The sequence below is a fragment of the Microbacterium sp. MMO-56 genome (genome assembly GCF_037146215.1).
Lineage (GTDB): Bacteria > Actinomycetota > Actinomycetes > Actinomycetales > Microbacteriaceae > Microbacterium.
The window spans coordinates 134381-150480 of record NZ_JBBCVW010000004.1; the positions used below are offsets into that span (position 1 = coordinate 134381).

Here is a 16100-nt window from a genome sequence, read left to right on the forward strand (position 1 = left end):
GTGCCCACACTAGGCCCCGCACAAGGCGTTCGCACGGCTCGCGACGACTAGCGTGGGGGGATGACGACCGAGACCGCGCCCGAGGAAGCCCCGGCGACCCCCTCCCTCACCTTCGCCGACCTCGGCCTCGACGACGCCGTGCTCCGCGCCGTGCGCGACGTGGGCTACGAGACGCCGTCCGCGATCCAGGCGGCCACCATCCCGCCGCTGCTGGCCGGCCGCGACGTGCTCGGCACCGCGCAGACCGGCACCGGCAAGACGGCGGCGTTCGCGCTGCCGATCCTGTCGCAGCTCGACCTGTCGCAGAAGACGCCGCAGGCGCTCGTGCTCGCGCCGACGCGCGAGCTCGCCCTGCAGGTGTGCGAGGCGTTCGAGTCGTACGCCGCCCGGCTGAAGGGCGTGCACGTGCTGCCGGTCTACGGCGGCCAGGGGTACGGTCAGCAGCTGTCGGCGCTGCGGCGCGGCGTGCACGTCGTCGTCGGCACGCCCGGCCGCATCATGGACCACCTCGACAAAGGCACGCTCGACCTCTCCGAGCTCCGCTTCCTCGTGCTCGACGAGGCCGACGAGATGCTGAAGATGGGCTTCGCCGAGGACGTCGAGACGATCCTCGCGGACACGCCGGCCGGCAAGCAGGTCGCCCTGTTCTCCGCGACCATGCCCGCGCAGATCCGCCGCCTGGCGGGGACGTATCTGAAGGACCCCGACGAGATCAACGTCAAGGCCAAGACGACGACTTCGGCGAACATCACCCAGCGCTACCTCGTCGTCTCCTACCCGCAGAAGGTGGATGCCCTGACCCGCATCCTCGAGGTCGAGAACTTCGAGGGGATGATCGTCTTCACCCGCACCAAGAACGAGACCGAGACCCTCGCCGAGAAGCTGCGCGCCCGTGGATACACGGCCGCCGCGATCAACGGCGACGTGGCGCAGGCGCAGCGCGAGCGCACGGTCAACCAGCTCAAGGACGGCAAGCTCGACATCCTGGTCGCGACCGACGTCGCCGCCCGCGGGCTCGACGTCGAACGCATCAGCCACGTCGTGAACTTCGACCTGCCGATCGACACCGAGTCCTACGTCCACCGCATCGGACGCACCGGTCGCGCCGGCCGGACCGGCGACGCGATCTCGTTCGTCACTCCGCGCGAGCGGCGGATGCTGTCCACGATCGAGCGCGCCACCCGTCAGCCGCTCACCGAGATGGCGCTGCCGACCGCTGAGGACGTCAACGCGACGCGCCTCACGCGCTTCGACGACGCGATCACGGCGGCGCTCGGCGACACCGAGCGCATCGACCGGTTCCGCGACATCATCAACCACTACGTCACCCACCACGACGTCCCCGAGGCGGACGTCGCCGCGGCGCTCGCCGTCGTAGCGCAGGGTGAGACGCCGCTGCTGCTGGATGCCGAGGCCGACGAGCCCGCACGCCGCGAGCGCGACCGGTTCGAGCGCGACCGCACCCGCGACCGCGATGCGGGCGGATCGGGCGACCGGCCTGCGCGCGAGCGCCGGGCATCCGGACCCACGGCGACCTACCGCATCGAGGTGGGGCGCCGGCACAAGGTCGAGCCCCGCCAGATCGTCGGCGCGCTCGCCAACGAGGGCGGCTTCCGCCGCGAGGACTTCGGGGCGATCCAGATCCGGCCCGACTTCTCGCTCGTCGAGCTGCCCGCCGACCTGTCGCGCGACACCCTCAAGCGGCTCGAGAACACCCGCATCTCGGGGCGACTCATCGAGATCAAGCCCGACCGCTTCCAGCGCTCCGCGAAGCGCCCCGATCGTGGGGAGCGTCCGGTGCGCGATCGCGATCGCGACGAGCGTCGTCCCCGCCGCGACTGACCCGCACACGAGACGAGGATGATCGGTCGTGCCCAAGATCGTCGACCATGACGCCCGCCGCGCCGAGATCGTGCAGGCGACGTGGCGCGTCATCGCGCGCGACGGCATGGAGGCCACCACGATGCGCGGGCTGGCCTCCGAGCTGGGGATGGCCAACGGGGCACTGGCCGGGTACTTCCCCAACAAGCGGGCAATCCTCGCCGCGGCGTTCCGACACGTGTTCGACGTCACGAGCCGCCGCTACGCCGACGAGCGGGCGCGGGGTCTCCGGGGGGCAGCCGCCCTCCGGGCCTTCCTCGCCGAGCTCTTTCCGCTCGACGAGGAACGGCTGCTGGAGTCACGGATCGTGATCCCCTTCCTCGAGTACGCCGCCCATGACCTCGAGATGCGAGCGCTCTATCTGGAGCTGGTGGGTCAGTGGGAGGCCGAGTTCGAGGTCCTCCTCGAGGAGATGCAGGATGCCGGGGAGATCGCGCCGGGGCTCGATCGTCGCGCCTATGTCGACCACCTCCTGGCGGCCACCAACGGCGTGCAGGCGTCGGCCGTCCTGATGCCGGAGACCGCCACGACGGAGCGACTCGACGCACTGATCGGCTCGCTTCTGTCCGCGGCGCGCTGACACACCCCCGTCACGAAACGCGTCCGCGTGTGCCGGAGGTGTTTCCTCATGTAACGGCCGTGATAAATATCCGCCCCGAGTGCTCCGCGGCGTTGCGCGGCACGGAGCGCGGTGCCATTTTTGCTCTACCGCTGTATAGAAAAAACATCGCAGCACCCGAGGAGCGAGAATGACCGACCCCGCCGACCTGGTCGTACGCAACGCCCGTGTCCACACGCTCGACGACGCATCGTCCGTGGCCGACGCCTTCGCCGTCCGCGACGGTCGCGTCGTCGCCGTGGGCGCGGACGCCGAGATGGGGGCGCTCATCGGACCCGCGACGCTCGTCGAGGACCTCGACGGGGCGGTCGTGATCCCCGGGCTCGTCGACGCCCACAATCATCACTCGGCCGCGGGGCGCGCCGAGCTGTTCGAATGCTCGTTCCCGGACACGGCGGGGGTCGACGAGATCGTCGCCGCCGTCGCGCAGTGGGCGGGGAGCCACCCCGATGACGAGTGGATCGTCGGCGGAGCGTGGGGCTCGGGTCTGTTCGGGGCCCTCACCGACCCGGCGGCACTCGCGGCGCTCGATGCCGCGAGCGGGGGGAAGAAGGTGCTGCTCGCCGACGACTCGCTCCACAACCGGTGGGCCAACACGGCGGCGATGACGGCCGCGGGAATCACACGCGACTCTCCCGATCCGCAGGGCGGCCAGATCCTCCGTGACCCCTCCGGGGCGCTGACCGGGGTGCTGATCGAAGCGGCCGGTGCGCTCGTGGAGGTCGTGCGTGCCGAGGCGACGCCCGCGGATGCGGAGTTCTGGGCACGCTGTTCGGCCCGCGGGATCGAGATCATGAACGAGCGGGGCATCACTGCGTTCATGGACGCGTCCGCCTCCGAGGGACTCATGGCGGGCCTCGCGCTGCTGGATGAGCGGGGTGAGCTGTCGGCCTGGGCCGTGTCCGCGATGCTCGTCAACGACTTCATCTTCGGCACGTCGGTGCTGGGCGACGACCTGTTCGCGATGCGCGAGCAGTTCCGCACCCCGCATCACCTGCCCGACTTCGCGAAGATCTTCCTCGACGGCGTGCCCCCCGCCTACACCGCGGCCTTCCTCGAGCCCTACCGCGACGGCGGCCCGCACGGTGCCTGCTTCCACGGAACGACGACCATGCCGCCGGAGGAGCTGCTGGGCTGGCTGCGCAACGCCGGCGGTCGGGGCATCGGGGTCAAGGTCCACTGCACGGGCGATGCATCGGTCCGGTACGTGCTCGATGCCGTCGAGACGGTCCGATCCGAGGGCGTCGACGTCATCTTCCACATCGCGCACGGCCAGTTCATCGCCCCCGATGATGTGCCGCGCCTCGCGCGCCTCGGCGTCGTCGCGGAGATCTCGCCCGCGCTCTGGTCGCCGAGCGTCATCATGGACGCGCTCGAATCGGTCCTCGAGCCGGATGTCATGGCGCGCATCCATCCCAATCGCGACCTGCTCGACGCGGGGACCACCGTGGCGTGCGGCTCGGACTGGCCGGTCTCGCCCGACCCGAATCCCTGGGCGGCCATCAGCAGCCTCGTGACGCGCGCCGACCCGTACGGAGTGCTGCCCGGCACCGTGGCGATCGATCAGGCGATCGCGGTGCGAGAGGCTCTGCACGCCTACACGCGCGGCGGCGCCGCCGCGCTCGGACTCTCCGATCGCATCGGCACGATCGAGGTCGGCAAATCCGCCGACTTCGCCGTCATCGACCGCGACCCGTTCACGGTCGACCCGGCCGATCTCGCGACGACGCGCACCCTCGCCACGTGGTTCGCCGGGTCGCGCGTGTTCGCGGCCGCCTGAGCGGCGGCATCCGACTCTTCTGCACCGTTCCGCCTGCTCCACCTGCTCCAACGGCACCACCGGTGTTCGGCGTGCCCGCCGGACACCGTCACACCCGACCCTGGAAAGGACTGCGCATGCGCACTTCCACCCGCCGCGGCGCTCTCGCCGTCGCCGCCCTCACCACGGCAGCCCTCGTGCTCACCGCGTGCGGCACGACGAACGATGCCGCACCTGCCGACGCCTCAGCCGCCTCCGGTGACATCTCGACCGTGCTGTTCGACTACCCCTACACCGCACTTCCCGTCTACCAGGTGGTCGCGTCGGCGGCGAAGGCGCGCGCGGCGGAGCGAGGCGTCACCCTCGAGCTGACCAACGACAACATGGACCTCTCCACGCAGGTGAGCACGCTGAACACCTGGCTGACCAAGAAGCCCGGCGCCGTCGTGAGCTTCCCGATGGACCCGGCCGCGATCGAGAACATCGCTGCGGGCTTCCGCAGCCAGGGGTCGACCTGGGTGACCTACGGCGGCGACCTGGAGAACCAGGACGGGTCGCTCCAGTTCAGCTTCTACGACTCGGGGTACGAGCTCGGCAAGAACGCGGGCGAATGGGCGAACGCTCACCTCGACGGCACGGGGAAGGCGCTGCTGCTGATCGACGACACCATCCAACTGGGTCGCGAACGTTCTCAGGGGATCGCCGACGGTCTGGCCGCCAGCTCGCCCGGCATCCAGGTCGTCGCGAAGCAGCAGGCGATCACCCCGGAACAGGGCATGTCGGTCACCAACTCCGTCCTGTCGCAGAACGCCGACGTCAACATCGTGCTCGCCGCGTCCGGGGATGCGGCCCAGGGCGCCTACCAGTCGCTGATCGCCTCCGGACGCGCGGCGGACGACGCCTCGACCTACGTGGGCGGCCTCGACGGCAACCTGTCTCTGCTCCAGGCGATGAAGCGCGATGAGTTCGTCCGCGCGCTCACCACGATCGACCCCGTGGAGATCGGCAACGCGGTCATCGACGTCCCCCTCGACATCGCCGCGGGCACGCTGAAGGACGGCGTCTTCAACGTGGACGTCGACCTCGTCACGCGCGACTACCCGGGCCTGGACGCCCTCATCGCCGCCTTCGGCGGCTGAGCGGGGCACGAGCGATGACCGTCACCGTCACCGGGCTCACGAAGCGCTACGGCGCGACCCTCGCGCTGGACGGCGTCGACCTCGAGGTCGCGTCCGGCAGCATCCACGCTCTCCTGGGGCACAACGGTGCCGGCAAGTCGACCCTCATCGGCTGCCTCGGCGGCGGCACGACGCCATCGGCGGGCGAGATCGACATCGACGGGGTGCGTGTCGACGCTCTGACGCCGCGCACCTCGATCGCCCACGGGATCGCCGTCATCTATCAGCACCTCTCGCTCGTGGAGTCGCTGACGGTCGCGGACAACCTGTTCCTCGGGCAGGAGCTCACTCGCGGCGGGGTCGTGCTCGACAGGTCGGAGCAGAACCGCATCGCCCGTCGATCCCTCGAACGGGTCGGGGCGGTCTGCGGGCCGCACGATCTCGTCGGAGAGCTCTCCATCGGACAGCGGCAACTGGTGGAGATCGCGAAGGCGCTGCAACGCGACGCCCGGCTCCTCGTCCTCGACGAACCCAGCGCCGCCCTGTCTCCGGTCGAGGCGACGAATCTCGCCGCGCTCGTCGAGTCGCTGGCGGGCCAGGGGATCGCGATCCTGTACGTGACGCATCTGCTGGAGGAGGTCATGCGCCTGGCCGATCGGGTGACCGTGCTGCGCGGGGGCAGGGTGGTGTGGACCGCCGCCGAGCGCACCTTCACGAAAGCCGATCTGGTCGCGGCGATCAGCGACGGTCACGCGGGGGATCATCCCGCCCCCGCGCCGATCGACGAGGGCGCCGCGCCGGTCCTGTGCCTCCAGGACTTCCGCGGTCCCGGGCTCGGGCCGATCGATCTCGAGGTGCGCCCGGGGGAGATCATCGCCCTGTACGGGCTCGTGGGATCCAGCCGCACGCGTCTGCTGGAGATGCTCTTCGGAGCCCGCCGGCACGACTCCGGGACCGTGCTCGTCGACGGACGGCCGGTGACGATCTCGTCGCCGGCGTCCGCGCTCGCATCGCGCATCGCGCTCGTGCCCGGAGACCGGGCCACGCAGGGGCTGTTCGGCACTCTGCCGGCGCTGGACAACCTCGTCGTCCGGGCCATGCAGGTGCTGGCGCGCGGCGGCGTACGCCGGCGGGGCCGAGAGTCCGAGGTCTTCGCTCGTGCCGCGGCGCAGGTGTCGTTGCGTCCCGCCACGCCGGGTCTGGCGGCGGCGCGCTTCTCCGGCGGCAACCAGCAGAAGCTGATGTTCGGTCGCTGGGTCAACTCGACCAGCGACGTGCGCGTCCTGCTCCTCGACGACCCCACGCAAGGCGTCGACGTGGGAGCACGGGCGGAGATCTACGACGTGATCCGCGCTTTCGCGGCCGACGGGGGTGCCGCGATCGTCTTCGCGACGAACGAGCCCGAAGAGGTCGTCGCGCTGGCACACCGCTGCGTCGTCATGCACAAGGGGCGCCGGGTCGACGAGATCGACGTCCGCGCCAGCAGCGAGGAGGAGCTCCTCGCCCTCATCCACTCCCAGAACTCCGCGGCCTGACCGCGTCCACACAGGAAGACCGCAATGGACACCACTCTGCGTCATCGCGTGACGAACGCCCTCATCTCCAATCCGCTCTTCGTCCTCCTCATCGTCATGATCGTGGCCGTCGCCCTCGCGACGGGGGGCACCCTTCTGAACTGGGTCAACGTCCGGGGCATCCTTCTCGACGGAGCCATCGTCGCCATCGTCGCCGTGCCCGGCGCGATGCTCATCATCGCCGGATACATCGACCTCTCCGTCGGGTCCACGCTCGCTCTGGGCGGCGTGGTCGCCGGGTCGATCATGGCCGGAGGGCACGGGTCGCCGGCGGTGGCCGTGCTCGCCGCGGTCGGGGTCGGTCTCGTCGTCGGACTCGTCAACGCGGTCGCGAGTCCGCTGTTCGGCCTGTCGGCGTTCATCACGACGCTGGGCACCCTCACCGCCGTGCGGGGTGTGGCTCAGCTGGTCAGTCCGCTGGGTGCCAACAACTTCGGGTCCGCGTTCGGTCTCCTCGGCGTCGGTACGCTCCTCGCCGTGCCGATCGCGGTCTGGATCGCCGGGGCCGGACTCATCCTCGGGGCGTTGTTCCTCGTCTTCACGCCTGCCGGGCGCCACGTCTACGCGATCGGGGTGAATCCCCGTGCGGCGCACCTGTCGGGCGTCGACGTGAAGCGGATGCCGTTCATCCTCTATCTCGTCTCGGGCGCCGCGGCGGGGCTCGCCGGTGCCGTCACGGTGGCGCGGCTCAACTCCGCCCCCGCCGGTCAGCTGGGCCTCGGGTTCGAGCTCACCGTGCTGACGGCGATCCTCCTCGGGGGCGTCGCGCTGACCGGCGGCGAGGGCAGCATGTTCGGCGTGCTCGTGGGAGTCCTCTTCCTCGGCATCCTCAACAACAGTCTCGTGCAGCTCGGCGTGACCAGCTTCTGGCAGAACGTCGCAAGCGGTGTGGCGCTGGTCGCCGCGATCGCGATAGGCGCGGCGACGCACCGCCTCCGCCTACGGCTTCAGGCCCGCGAAGCCGTGCGCATCGCCCGTGAGACGCCGGCGACCTCGACCTGACCGACCGTCATCCCGCCCCCCACGACCCACGACCCACACCGGAGACACCCCATGAGCACCACCCCGCAGATCGACTTCCTCTACCTGTCCGAGCCCGACATGATCCGGGCCGGGGTCACCGACATGCCCGCCTGCGTCGACACGATGGAGGAGATGCTGACCCTGCTGCACGCGGGTGATTACCGGATGGCGGGATCGAACAACGACTCGCACGGAGCGATGGTCGTCTTCCCGGAGGAGTCGCCGTTCCCGACCATGCCGAAGCCGACCGCCGACAGGCGCTTCATGGCGATGCCCGCCTACCTCGGCGGATCGTTCGGCACGACCGGATGCAAGTGGTACGGCTCGAACATCGCCAACCGCGAGAAGGGCCTTCCCCGCTCGATCCTCATGTTCACGCTCAACGACACCGACACCGGTGCACCGCTGGCCTTCATGTCGGCGAACCTCCTGTCGGCGTACCGCACCGGAGCGATCCCCGGTGTCGGTGCGCGACACCTCGCCCGCGAGGATGCGACGGTCGTGGGCATCCTCGGCCCGGGCGTCATGGCCCGGACCTCGCTCGCGGCGTTCCTGGCGGTGCGCCCGGGCATCCGCACCGTCAAGGTCAAGGGGCGCTCGGCGGCGAGCCTCGACGCGTTCCGGGCGTGGGCCCTCGCCGAGTACCCGCAGCTCGAGATCGTCGACGTCGACAGCATCGAGGATGTCGTGCGCGGCAGCGACATCGTGACCTTCTGCACGTCCGGCGAGACCGGCGATCCGTCCACGTACCCGCTCGTGAAGCGGGAGTGGGTGAAGCCCGGGGCGTTCCTCAGCATGCCGGCGGGGGCCGACATCGACGAGGCGATGGAGGGGCCGGACGTCCGGAAGATCGCCGACAACATCGGCCTCTACGAGGCATGGGCGGAGGAGCTCCCCTCGCCCGCGCACCACCACGTCCCCGTGATCGGCTGCAAGTTCATGGACCTGATCGCCGCGGGGCGCATGGATGCCGAGGACCTCGAGGACCTCGGTGCGATCGCCGCGGGCGCGGCCCCCGGACGCCGCGACGACGAGGAGATCGCGATCCTCTCCGTCGGCGGGATGCCCGTCGAGGACGTCGCCTGGGGAACCGTGCTCTACCGCCGCGCGGTGGCGCAGGGCATCGGCGTGAGCCTCGACCTGTGGGAGACCCCGGCGCTCGCCTGAGCGACCGGGAACGGACGGACACGAGAAGAGAAGGACAGGGAATGTCGCAGACCAGAGTGGATGTCGTCGTCGTGGGGCTCGGGAGCATCGGGGCCATGGCGCTCTGGCGCACCGCGCTCGCGCTCCAGGGCACCGGCCGGACGGTGCTCGGGATCGAGCAGTACGGGCCGCTCCACGCGGCGGGGTCGTACACGGGGGAGTCGCGCCTGTTCCGGGTCGCGGCGAAGGAGGGGCACTTCTTCACCCCCGCCCTGCTGCGCTCGCGGGAGCTGTGGCACCAGCTCGAGGCCGAGAGCGGGCGACGACTGCTTCTCGAGGCCGGAGCCTTGAGCCTCGCCCCGTCGGGCCACCCCGACATCGCCAAGACGCTGCAGGCGATCGACGAGTTCGACCTGCAGTCCGAGGTGCTGGACGCTGCGGCGCTTCGTGCCCGCTACCCGCAGTTCGCCGTCGAGGACGACGATCTCGGCATCCTCGACCCGCTCGGCGGCGGATCGCGTCCGGAGGCATCCGTCCTCTCGGGGATCGAGGCCGCGGAGCGTCTCGGGGCGCAGGTGTGGAGCGGCGTCGGGGTGCAGCGGATCGATCCGACCGGTGATGGCGTGCGGATCGTCACGCCGCGGGGTGAGGTCGTCGCCGACCGGGTGATCGTCACGACCGGCTCGTGGACGACGCGGCTCGTGCCCGAGCTCGCCGACCTCGTGACGGTCGCCTCGTTCGGGCTGACCTGGCTCGTCCCGCGTCACATCGAGTGGTTCACTCCCGACCGATTCCCCGGGTTCATGCGGGACCTCGGCGACGTGCACGCCTTCGGGGTGCCCACTCTCGACGGCTTCAGCATCAAGATCTGTCCGCACGTGATCCTGCCGGAGGTCGGCGACTACGCCGACCGGTTCACCGAGCTCACCCCGGAGCAGCTGCGCTGGATCGGCGAGCAGGCGCAGCGGATCATCCCCGATCTCGTGCCCGACCCGGTGCGCTGGTCGGTGCATCCCGACTCGATGACGGCGGCGCGGCTGCCGATCGTCGACACGATCGCCGACGGCGCTATCGCGATCGCGACCGGGATGAGCGGCAACGGCTTCAAGTTCTCCCCGGTGTGGGGCGAAGCGCTCGCACAGCTCGCCGTCGACGGGCGCAGCGAGTGGCAGAACCCCCTCTTCTCGATCGCCGCCCATCGGGAGGGGTGGGCGATCGCCTGAGCCGCACTTCGCGACGTCGGAGTCCGGGGGATCAGGAGCGGGTCGCCTCCTCGAGAAGCTCGAGCACGTGCCGATACGTCTTCCCGGTCGCACGGGTCATGCCGATCTCGCACGTCCGGTTGCACGAGGCGTGGGCGTCGCCGCCGAGGGTGTGCACCTCCGCCGCCTCGGCGGCGGTCGCGGAGGCGGTGAGCTCCGGATGCAGCATGCCCCGGTCGCCGGCGAAGCCGCAACATCCCCAGGCGTCCGGCACGATCACCTCGCTCGCGACGGCCTCGCCGATCGCGCGGAGCGCCGGATCGAGGCCCATCTGCACCGACGAGCACGTGGGATGCAGCACAAGCCTCCGGGCCACGGGAGACACGTCGCCCAGGCGGGGCAGCACGACGCGGGCGACGAACGCGACCGCGTCCTCGGTCGCCCGCCCGCCCAGATCGGCGAGGAGATGCGCGAAGCCCTCGGTGCAGCTCGAGGCGTCGCTGATGATCGGCAGCGCGGCATCCTCCGACCGCAGGGTGCGCTCCACGCGCGCGGCCATGACGGCGCGCCCGCCGGCGAAGCCCTTCGACGTCCACGGGGTGCTGCAGCAGAGGCCTTCGATGCCGTCCGGCACGACCACGCGGACGCCCGCGCGTTCGAGGAGGAGCCGGAACGCCTCGGTCGCCCCCACCCCGCCCCCGTCGGCGCCGAACATGCTGTTGACGCACGCCGGGAGGTAGATGGCCGCGGGGGCGTCGTCTCCTCCGCCCGCCCGGCCCCGGAGTCGGCCGCGCGCCGCTCCGCCGCCGGGAAGCCCCGGGTCGTATCGCGGCACGGTGTCCGCACCGAGGAGCGCGCGGGCCGCTCTCGTGGCCCCCGTGACGAGGCCAGCCGGCAGGTGGTCCGCGGTCGTCAGCGCCGCGGCACCGACCCGGCTCACCGCTCCCCATCCGTGCGCGGCGGCCGTCCATCCCGCGGCGAGCACCGGGTTGGCCTCCTCGCGCCGCAGACGTTTGACGAGCTGACCGGTGTTGATGAGGACCGGGCACGCGGTCGCGCACATCCCGTCGACGGCACAGGTGTCGATCCCCGCGTAGTCGTAGTCGCGCTCCAGCTCATCTGCGAGGGGCGTGTCGCCCTCCGCACGGGCCCGGGCGATCCGGCGCCGCACGACGATCCGCTGCCGCGGGGTGAGGGTGAGGTTCTTCGAGGGGCACACCGGCTCGCAGTACCCGCACTCGACGCAGCGGTCCGCCTCGGGCTCGATGGGGTCCGTCCGCTTGATGTCGCGCAGGTGCGCCGTCGGATCGTCGGCGATGATCACGCCGGGATTGAGGATGCCGGCGGGGTCGCACAGGCGCTTGAGCTCTCTCATCACGTCGTAGAGCTCGTCGCCGTACTGACGCCGGACGTAGGGGGCCATGACCCGCCCGGTGCCGTGCTCGGCCTTGAGGTTGCCTCCGGCGTCGAGGACGAGGTCGACCATGTCGGCGGTGAAGCCCTCGAAGCGTGCCATCGCCGGTTCGCTCTCGAAGCGATCGGTCAGCATGAAGTGGATGTTGCCGTCCTTCGCATGCCCGAAGATGACGCTGTCGCGGTAGCCGTAGCGTGCGAACAGGTCGTGCAGCCCCTCGCACGTCGCGGCCAGCGACGGCACGGGCACGACGATGTCCTCCAGCAGCGCCGTCGTGCCGGAGGGCCGCGCCCCCGCGACGGACGCGTACAGGCCCTTCCGGAGCTTCCAGGCGCGCGCCCGCGCGCCGGGATCGCTCGAGAACTCGGCGGGCGTCTGCAGCGCGCTCTGCCCGAGCGCCGCCGCACCCTCCCGGGCCAGGCGTGACAGGTCCTCGTCGTCGTGCGCGTGGTACTCGATCAGCAGAGCCGCCTGGGAGGTGGCCTCGAAGCCCTGGATCTGCGGCGGGGCGTCGGCGATCGACTGACCGACGCGGATGCTCGTCGCGTCGAGGAGCTCGAGGGTCGCCGCCCGTGTCGCCACGAGCGCGGGGATGGCGCGCGTGGCCTCGTCGAGCGTGCCGAAGACCGCGAGCGCCGTCGTTACGTGGGGCGCGATCGGGACGGTGCGGAAGGTGGCCTCGGCCACGAAGGCGAGGGTCCCCTCGCTGCCGATGATCAGGTGCGCGAGCACGTCGACGGGCGAGTCGAAGTCGAGGAACGCGTTGACCCCGTAGCCCATCGTGTTCTTCATGGCGAACTGCCGCCGGATGATCGACACCGACGTCGGATCCTCTCGCACCCTCCGCTGGAGGCGGAGGATGCCCTCGAACAGCTCGGGTTCCTCGCGGCGGAGGATGGCATCCGCGTCCGCCGCGGCGGTGTCGACGGTGGCGCCGCCCGGCAGGACGAAGATCATCGACTCGAGCGTGCGGTACGTGTTCTCGACCGTCCCGCACGCCATCCCGCTGGAGTTGTTCGCCACCACACCGCCGATCGTGCAGGCGACCTCGCTCGCGGGGTCCGGGCCGATTCTCCGGCCATGCCGTGCGAGCCGGGCGTTCACGTGACGCACCGTCGCTCCGGGCTGGGAGCGCACGCGTGCTCCGTCGTCGAGGATGTCGATGCGGCGGAAAGCTGTGCGTGTGTCTATGAGCACGCCCTCCGTGCTCGCTTGGCCCGACAGGCTCGTGCCCCCCGACCGGAACGTGACCGTGACTCCCGAGGCGGATGCCGCTCGAAGGATCGCGCTGACCTCGCCCGCATCTGCCGCGGTCACGACGGCGCGAGGGGTGAGCAGGAAGTGCGAGGCGTCGGGGGCGTAGGCCGCTCGGTCGATCGCGCGCACGCTGAGTCGTGAGGGCTCGCCCAGAGCCGAGCGCAGCGATGCGTGCTTGCTCATCGACGGCGTGTCCGGCACGATTCCCTGCTCATCGCCGGCGGTCGGAGGAGACCGAGGCGAGCGCGCGGCGGAGGCTGGGCTCGCGCTCCACAGCGTGGTGCGCGTCGGACGCCTCGAGCCCGGTGAGGAGCATCACGACGGCGACTTTCACCGAGCCCGCGGCGAGCTGCAGGGTGTGCTGCGCCTGTGTCTCGTCTGCTCCGGTGATGAGCATCACGGCCCTCCGGCTGCGTGCGCGGAGCTTCTCGTTGGTCGCCCTGAGGTCGACCATGACGTTGCCGAACGTCTTGCCGAGCTTCACCATCGTGATCGTCGAGATCATGTTCAGCACGAGCTTCTGCGCCGTCGCAGCCCGGAGCCGCGTCGACCCCGCGACGATCTCGGGGCCGACGACGACCTCGATGGCGTGGTCGGCGGCGTCCCCGATCGCCGAGGGACTGTTGCAGGCGACCGCGACGGTCAGTGCGCCCAGCGCCTGTGCGTGGCGCAGCCCGCCGACGACGTACGGCGTCCGTCCCGATGCGGAGATGCCGACCACGACATCGCGCGCCGTGAGGGAGAGGGATTCGAGGTCGTTGACGGCGGCGACGGGGTCGTCCTCGGCGTTCTCGACCGCCGTGCGGATCGCGCCGTCACCTCCCGCGATCAGCCCGACCACCATGCCCGGATCGGTGTTGAAGGTCGGCGGACACTCGCTCGCGTCGAGGATGCCCAGGCGCCCCGGCGTCCCCGCACCGAGATAGACGAGCCGGCCCCCGTCGGCGAGTCGCTGCGTGACCCCGTCTATCGCCGCGGCGATCTCGGGAAGGACGCGCTCCACGGCGCGCGGCACGTCGTGGTCCCAACGGTTCATGGTCTGAACGAGCTGCGAGGTCGAGAGGGTGTCGAGGTCGCGCAGGTCGTCGGAGACCTGTTCTGTGGTGAGGGTCGACAGTTCGGTGAGCAGGTCCGACGCCGTCGTCGAAGGGCCGGGAAGGGGTTCAGACACGGATGACGAGCCTTTCGTGAGGGAGGTCGGATGCGGCAGCGAGCGCCGCTGCGCCATCGAGCGCATCTCCGAGCGGGTGGTGCAGTGTCAGGCCTTCCGCGGCCAGGGCCGTGGTCAGCTCCTCGCGGAAGAGAAGGTCATCACCCAGCCCGCCGGTCAGCACGATGCGCCCGTCCCCGGGGCGCACGGATGCTGCAGCGGTCGCGAGCCGTGCCACCGCCTCGCGCACGATCTCGTGGGCGATCGGATCGCCGTCTCGAGCGCGGTCCAGCACACGCGGAGCGAAAGCGGCCATCCGGGCCGCGCTGTCGATGCCGGAGACCATTCCCGGCAAGGACGACAGATGGCCATCGCAGAGGAGGAGCGCATCGTCGGTGAGAGCCGTCCGCGGTCCGCGTCCATCCGATGCTCGCAGGGCTGCCCTGAGTCCCGCCTCGCCGAGCCATCGGCCGCTTCCCTCGTCGCCGAGGACGGGCCCCCATCCGTCGGAGCGTGCCGCGCTCCCGTCGACGTCGATCCGTAGGGCCACGGCACCGGTGCCGGCGATCAGCAGCGTCCCGGCCTGCCCACCGAGGGCACCGGCGTGCGCAGTGACCATATCCGACGTGATCGCCACCGGTCGATCGACGACGGCCCGGAGCATCTCGGCGGCGCGACGAGCCGCGGACGGGGCGACATCCGCGCCCGCCGCGCCGACCGCCCAGGTATCGATGGAAGCTCTGATCCCGGCGGACCAGCCGGCAATGAGAGCGGTGATGCTGCGCACGGCCGCGTCGGCTCCCTCGCCATGCGCCAAGCCGGGAGCGCCGGCACCCGTCATCGAGAGGGGCGTCTCCGTGCGATAGCCGCGTAGCCGCACCTTCGTCTTCCCGAGGTCCACGGCGACACAGCTCGTGCGGTCGGTCTCCACGCCATCGCCTCTCTTTCGCGTCTTCATCGTCATGAATCAATTTACATAAAGGTTGGCGTGGATGTAAATGGTTGACATCATGGCGAGCTGCTGATGGAGTGGAGCCGACGGATCGGAGATCGGGATGACGGCGAGGGCTAGTGTTCTGTCTGTGAGCATCCAGAGCACCCTGCAGGCGCGCGCGGCGGGTCTGCCGCCGACGATGCGGCGCATTGCGGATGTCGTTCTGGAGCGCCCGTCGGTGGTGGTGGAGAGCACGATCTCCGAACTGGCGCGTCTGTGTCAGACCTCCGAAGCATCCATCGTGAGGTTCTGCCACGCCGCAGGGTTCGCGGGCTATCCCGCTCTGAAGCTGCAGCTGGCCACGGAGCTCGCGCGTGAGTCGGCGGAGTTCGCCGGCAACGTCATGAGCGCGCACGGCGGTGACATCAGCGCCGGCGACACCCTCGAGGAGATGGTGTCCAAGATCGCCAACAGCGAGATCGTCGGCATCCGGGAGACTGCGGACAATCTGGACATGCAGGTGCTCGGAAAGGCGATCCAGCGGATCATCCGCTCGCGGCGCGTGGTCTCGTTCGGGATGGGCGCGAGCAATGCCGGGGCGCAGGACCTCACCAAGAAGCTGCTGCGCATCGGATTCACCGCCCTGACCTTCCACGACCCGCACGAGGCGGTGATGTCGGCGACGCTGACCGAACCCAAGGACGTCGTGATCGCGTTCTCCCACAGCGGGGAGACCCGCGAGGTCGTCGCCTTCCTCGAAGCCGCCCGCGCCACGGGCGCGTTCACTCTTGCGATCACGAACCTGCCCGACTCGTCCATAGGTTCGCTTGCCGATGCCGTGCTGCGCACCGCGGTGCGGGAGACCACGTTCCGTTCGGGGGCGATGGCCAGCAGGATCGCTCAGCTCACCCTCGTCGACTACCTGTTCGTGGGCGTGGCGCGCGGCCGATACGACCGGACGGTCAAGGCGCTCAAGAGCACGTACGACGTCGTCCGCGATCTCCGCGACGGCATCTGACCCCG

General features: G+C 70.6%; 12 protein-coding genes. 9 read left to right on the forward strand and 3 right to left on the reverse strand.

Features of this window, described 5'->3' with window-relative positions; genetic code table 11:
• Window positions 1-60 precede the first annotated feature (60 nt).
• From WFI00_RS05325 to solA, 8 genes are all read left to right on the forward strand, one after another.
• Window positions 61-1842, forward strand: a complete 1782-nt coding sequence (locus WFI00_RS05325) for a DEAD/DEAH box helicase (RefSeq protein WP_336630435.1) — start codon at window positions 61-63, stop codon at window positions 1840-1842.
• 28 nt (window positions 1843-1870) lie between these two features.
• Window positions 1871-2461, forward strand: coding sequence for a TetR/AcrR family transcriptional regulator (locus WFI00_RS05330; RefSeq protein WP_336630436.1), 591 nt, complete (start codon window positions 1871-1873; stop codon window positions 2459-2461).
• A gap of 169 nt (window positions 2462-2630) precedes the next feature.
• Window positions 2631-4280: an amidohydrolase gene (locus WFI00_RS05335; RefSeq protein ID WP_336630437.1), complete on the forward strand. Its 1650-nt coding sequence runs from the start codon at window positions 2631-2633 to the stop codon at window positions 4278-4280.
• A 116-nt stretch (window positions 4281-4396) separates the two neighbouring features.
• On the forward strand, window positions 4397-5398 hold the full coding sequence (locus WFI00_RS05340) for a sugar ABC transporter substrate-binding protein (protein WP_336630438.1): 1002 nt from the start codon (window positions 4397-4399) through the stop codon (window positions 5396-5398).
• A 14-nt stretch (window positions 5399-5412) separates the two neighbouring features.
• On the forward strand, window positions 5413-6912 hold the full coding sequence (locus WFI00_RS05345; protein ID WP_336630439.1) for a sugar ABC transporter ATP-binding protein: 1500 nt from the start codon (window positions 5413-5415) through the stop codon (window positions 6910-6912).
• 24 nt (window positions 6913-6936) lie between these two features.
• Window positions 6937-7953: an ABC transporter permease gene (locus WFI00_RS05350; protein ID WP_336630440.1), complete on the forward strand. Its 1017-nt coding sequence runs from the start codon at window positions 6937-6939 to the stop codon at window positions 7951-7953.
• Between the two features lie 51 nt (window positions 7954-8004).
• Entirely contained in the window at window positions 8005-9141 is a 1137-nt protein-coding gene (locus WFI00_RS05355) for a tyramine oxidase subunit B (RefSeq protein WP_336630441.1), read from the forward strand.
• A gap of 41 nt (window positions 9142-9182) precedes the next feature.
• Complete coding sequence (gene solA / locus WFI00_RS05360; RefSeq protein WP_336630442.1) at window positions 9183-10343, forward strand: N-methyl-L-tryptophan oxidase; 1161 nt, start codon at window positions 9183-9185, stop codon at window positions 10341-10343.
• Window positions 10344-10374: 31 nt separating this feature from the next.
• On the opposite strand, the gene WFI00_RS05365 is transcribed toward solA, so the two are convergent.
• From WFI00_RS05365 to WFI00_RS05375, 3 genes are read right to left on the reverse strand one after another with little or no spacing between them, the layout of a single operon-like run.
• Window positions 10375-13176: an FAD-binding and (Fe-S)-binding domain-containing protein gene (locus WFI00_RS05365; RefSeq protein ID WP_336630443.1), complete on the reverse strand. Its 2802-nt coding sequence runs from the start codon at window positions 13174-13176 to the stop codon at window positions 10375-10377.
• Window positions 13177-13204: 28 nt separating this feature from the next.
• The gene (murQ, locus tag WFI00_RS05370) at window positions 13205-14164 is read right to left on the reverse strand and encodes an N-acetylmuramic acid 6-phosphate etherase (protein ID WP_336630444.1); all 960 of its coding nucleotides are present in this window, start codon (window positions 14162-14164) and stop codon (window positions 13205-13207) included.
• Complete coding sequence (locus WFI00_RS05375) at window positions 14157-15074, reverse strand: N-acetylglucosamine kinase (protein WP_336630445.1); 918 nt, start codon at window positions 15072-15074, stop codon at window positions 14157-14159. The genes murQ and WFI00_RS05375 overlap by 8 nt, the downstream gene beginning before the upstream one ends.
• 151 nt (window positions 15075-15225) lie before the next feature.
• Between WFI00_RS05375 and WFI00_RS05380 the strand changes: the two genes are divergently transcribed.
• Complete coding sequence (locus tag WFI00_RS05380) at window positions 15226-16095, forward strand: MurR/RpiR family transcriptional regulator (RefSeq protein ID WP_336630446.1); 870 nt, start codon at window positions 15226-15228, stop codon at window positions 16093-16095.
• Window positions 16096-16100: the final 5 nt, after the last annotated feature.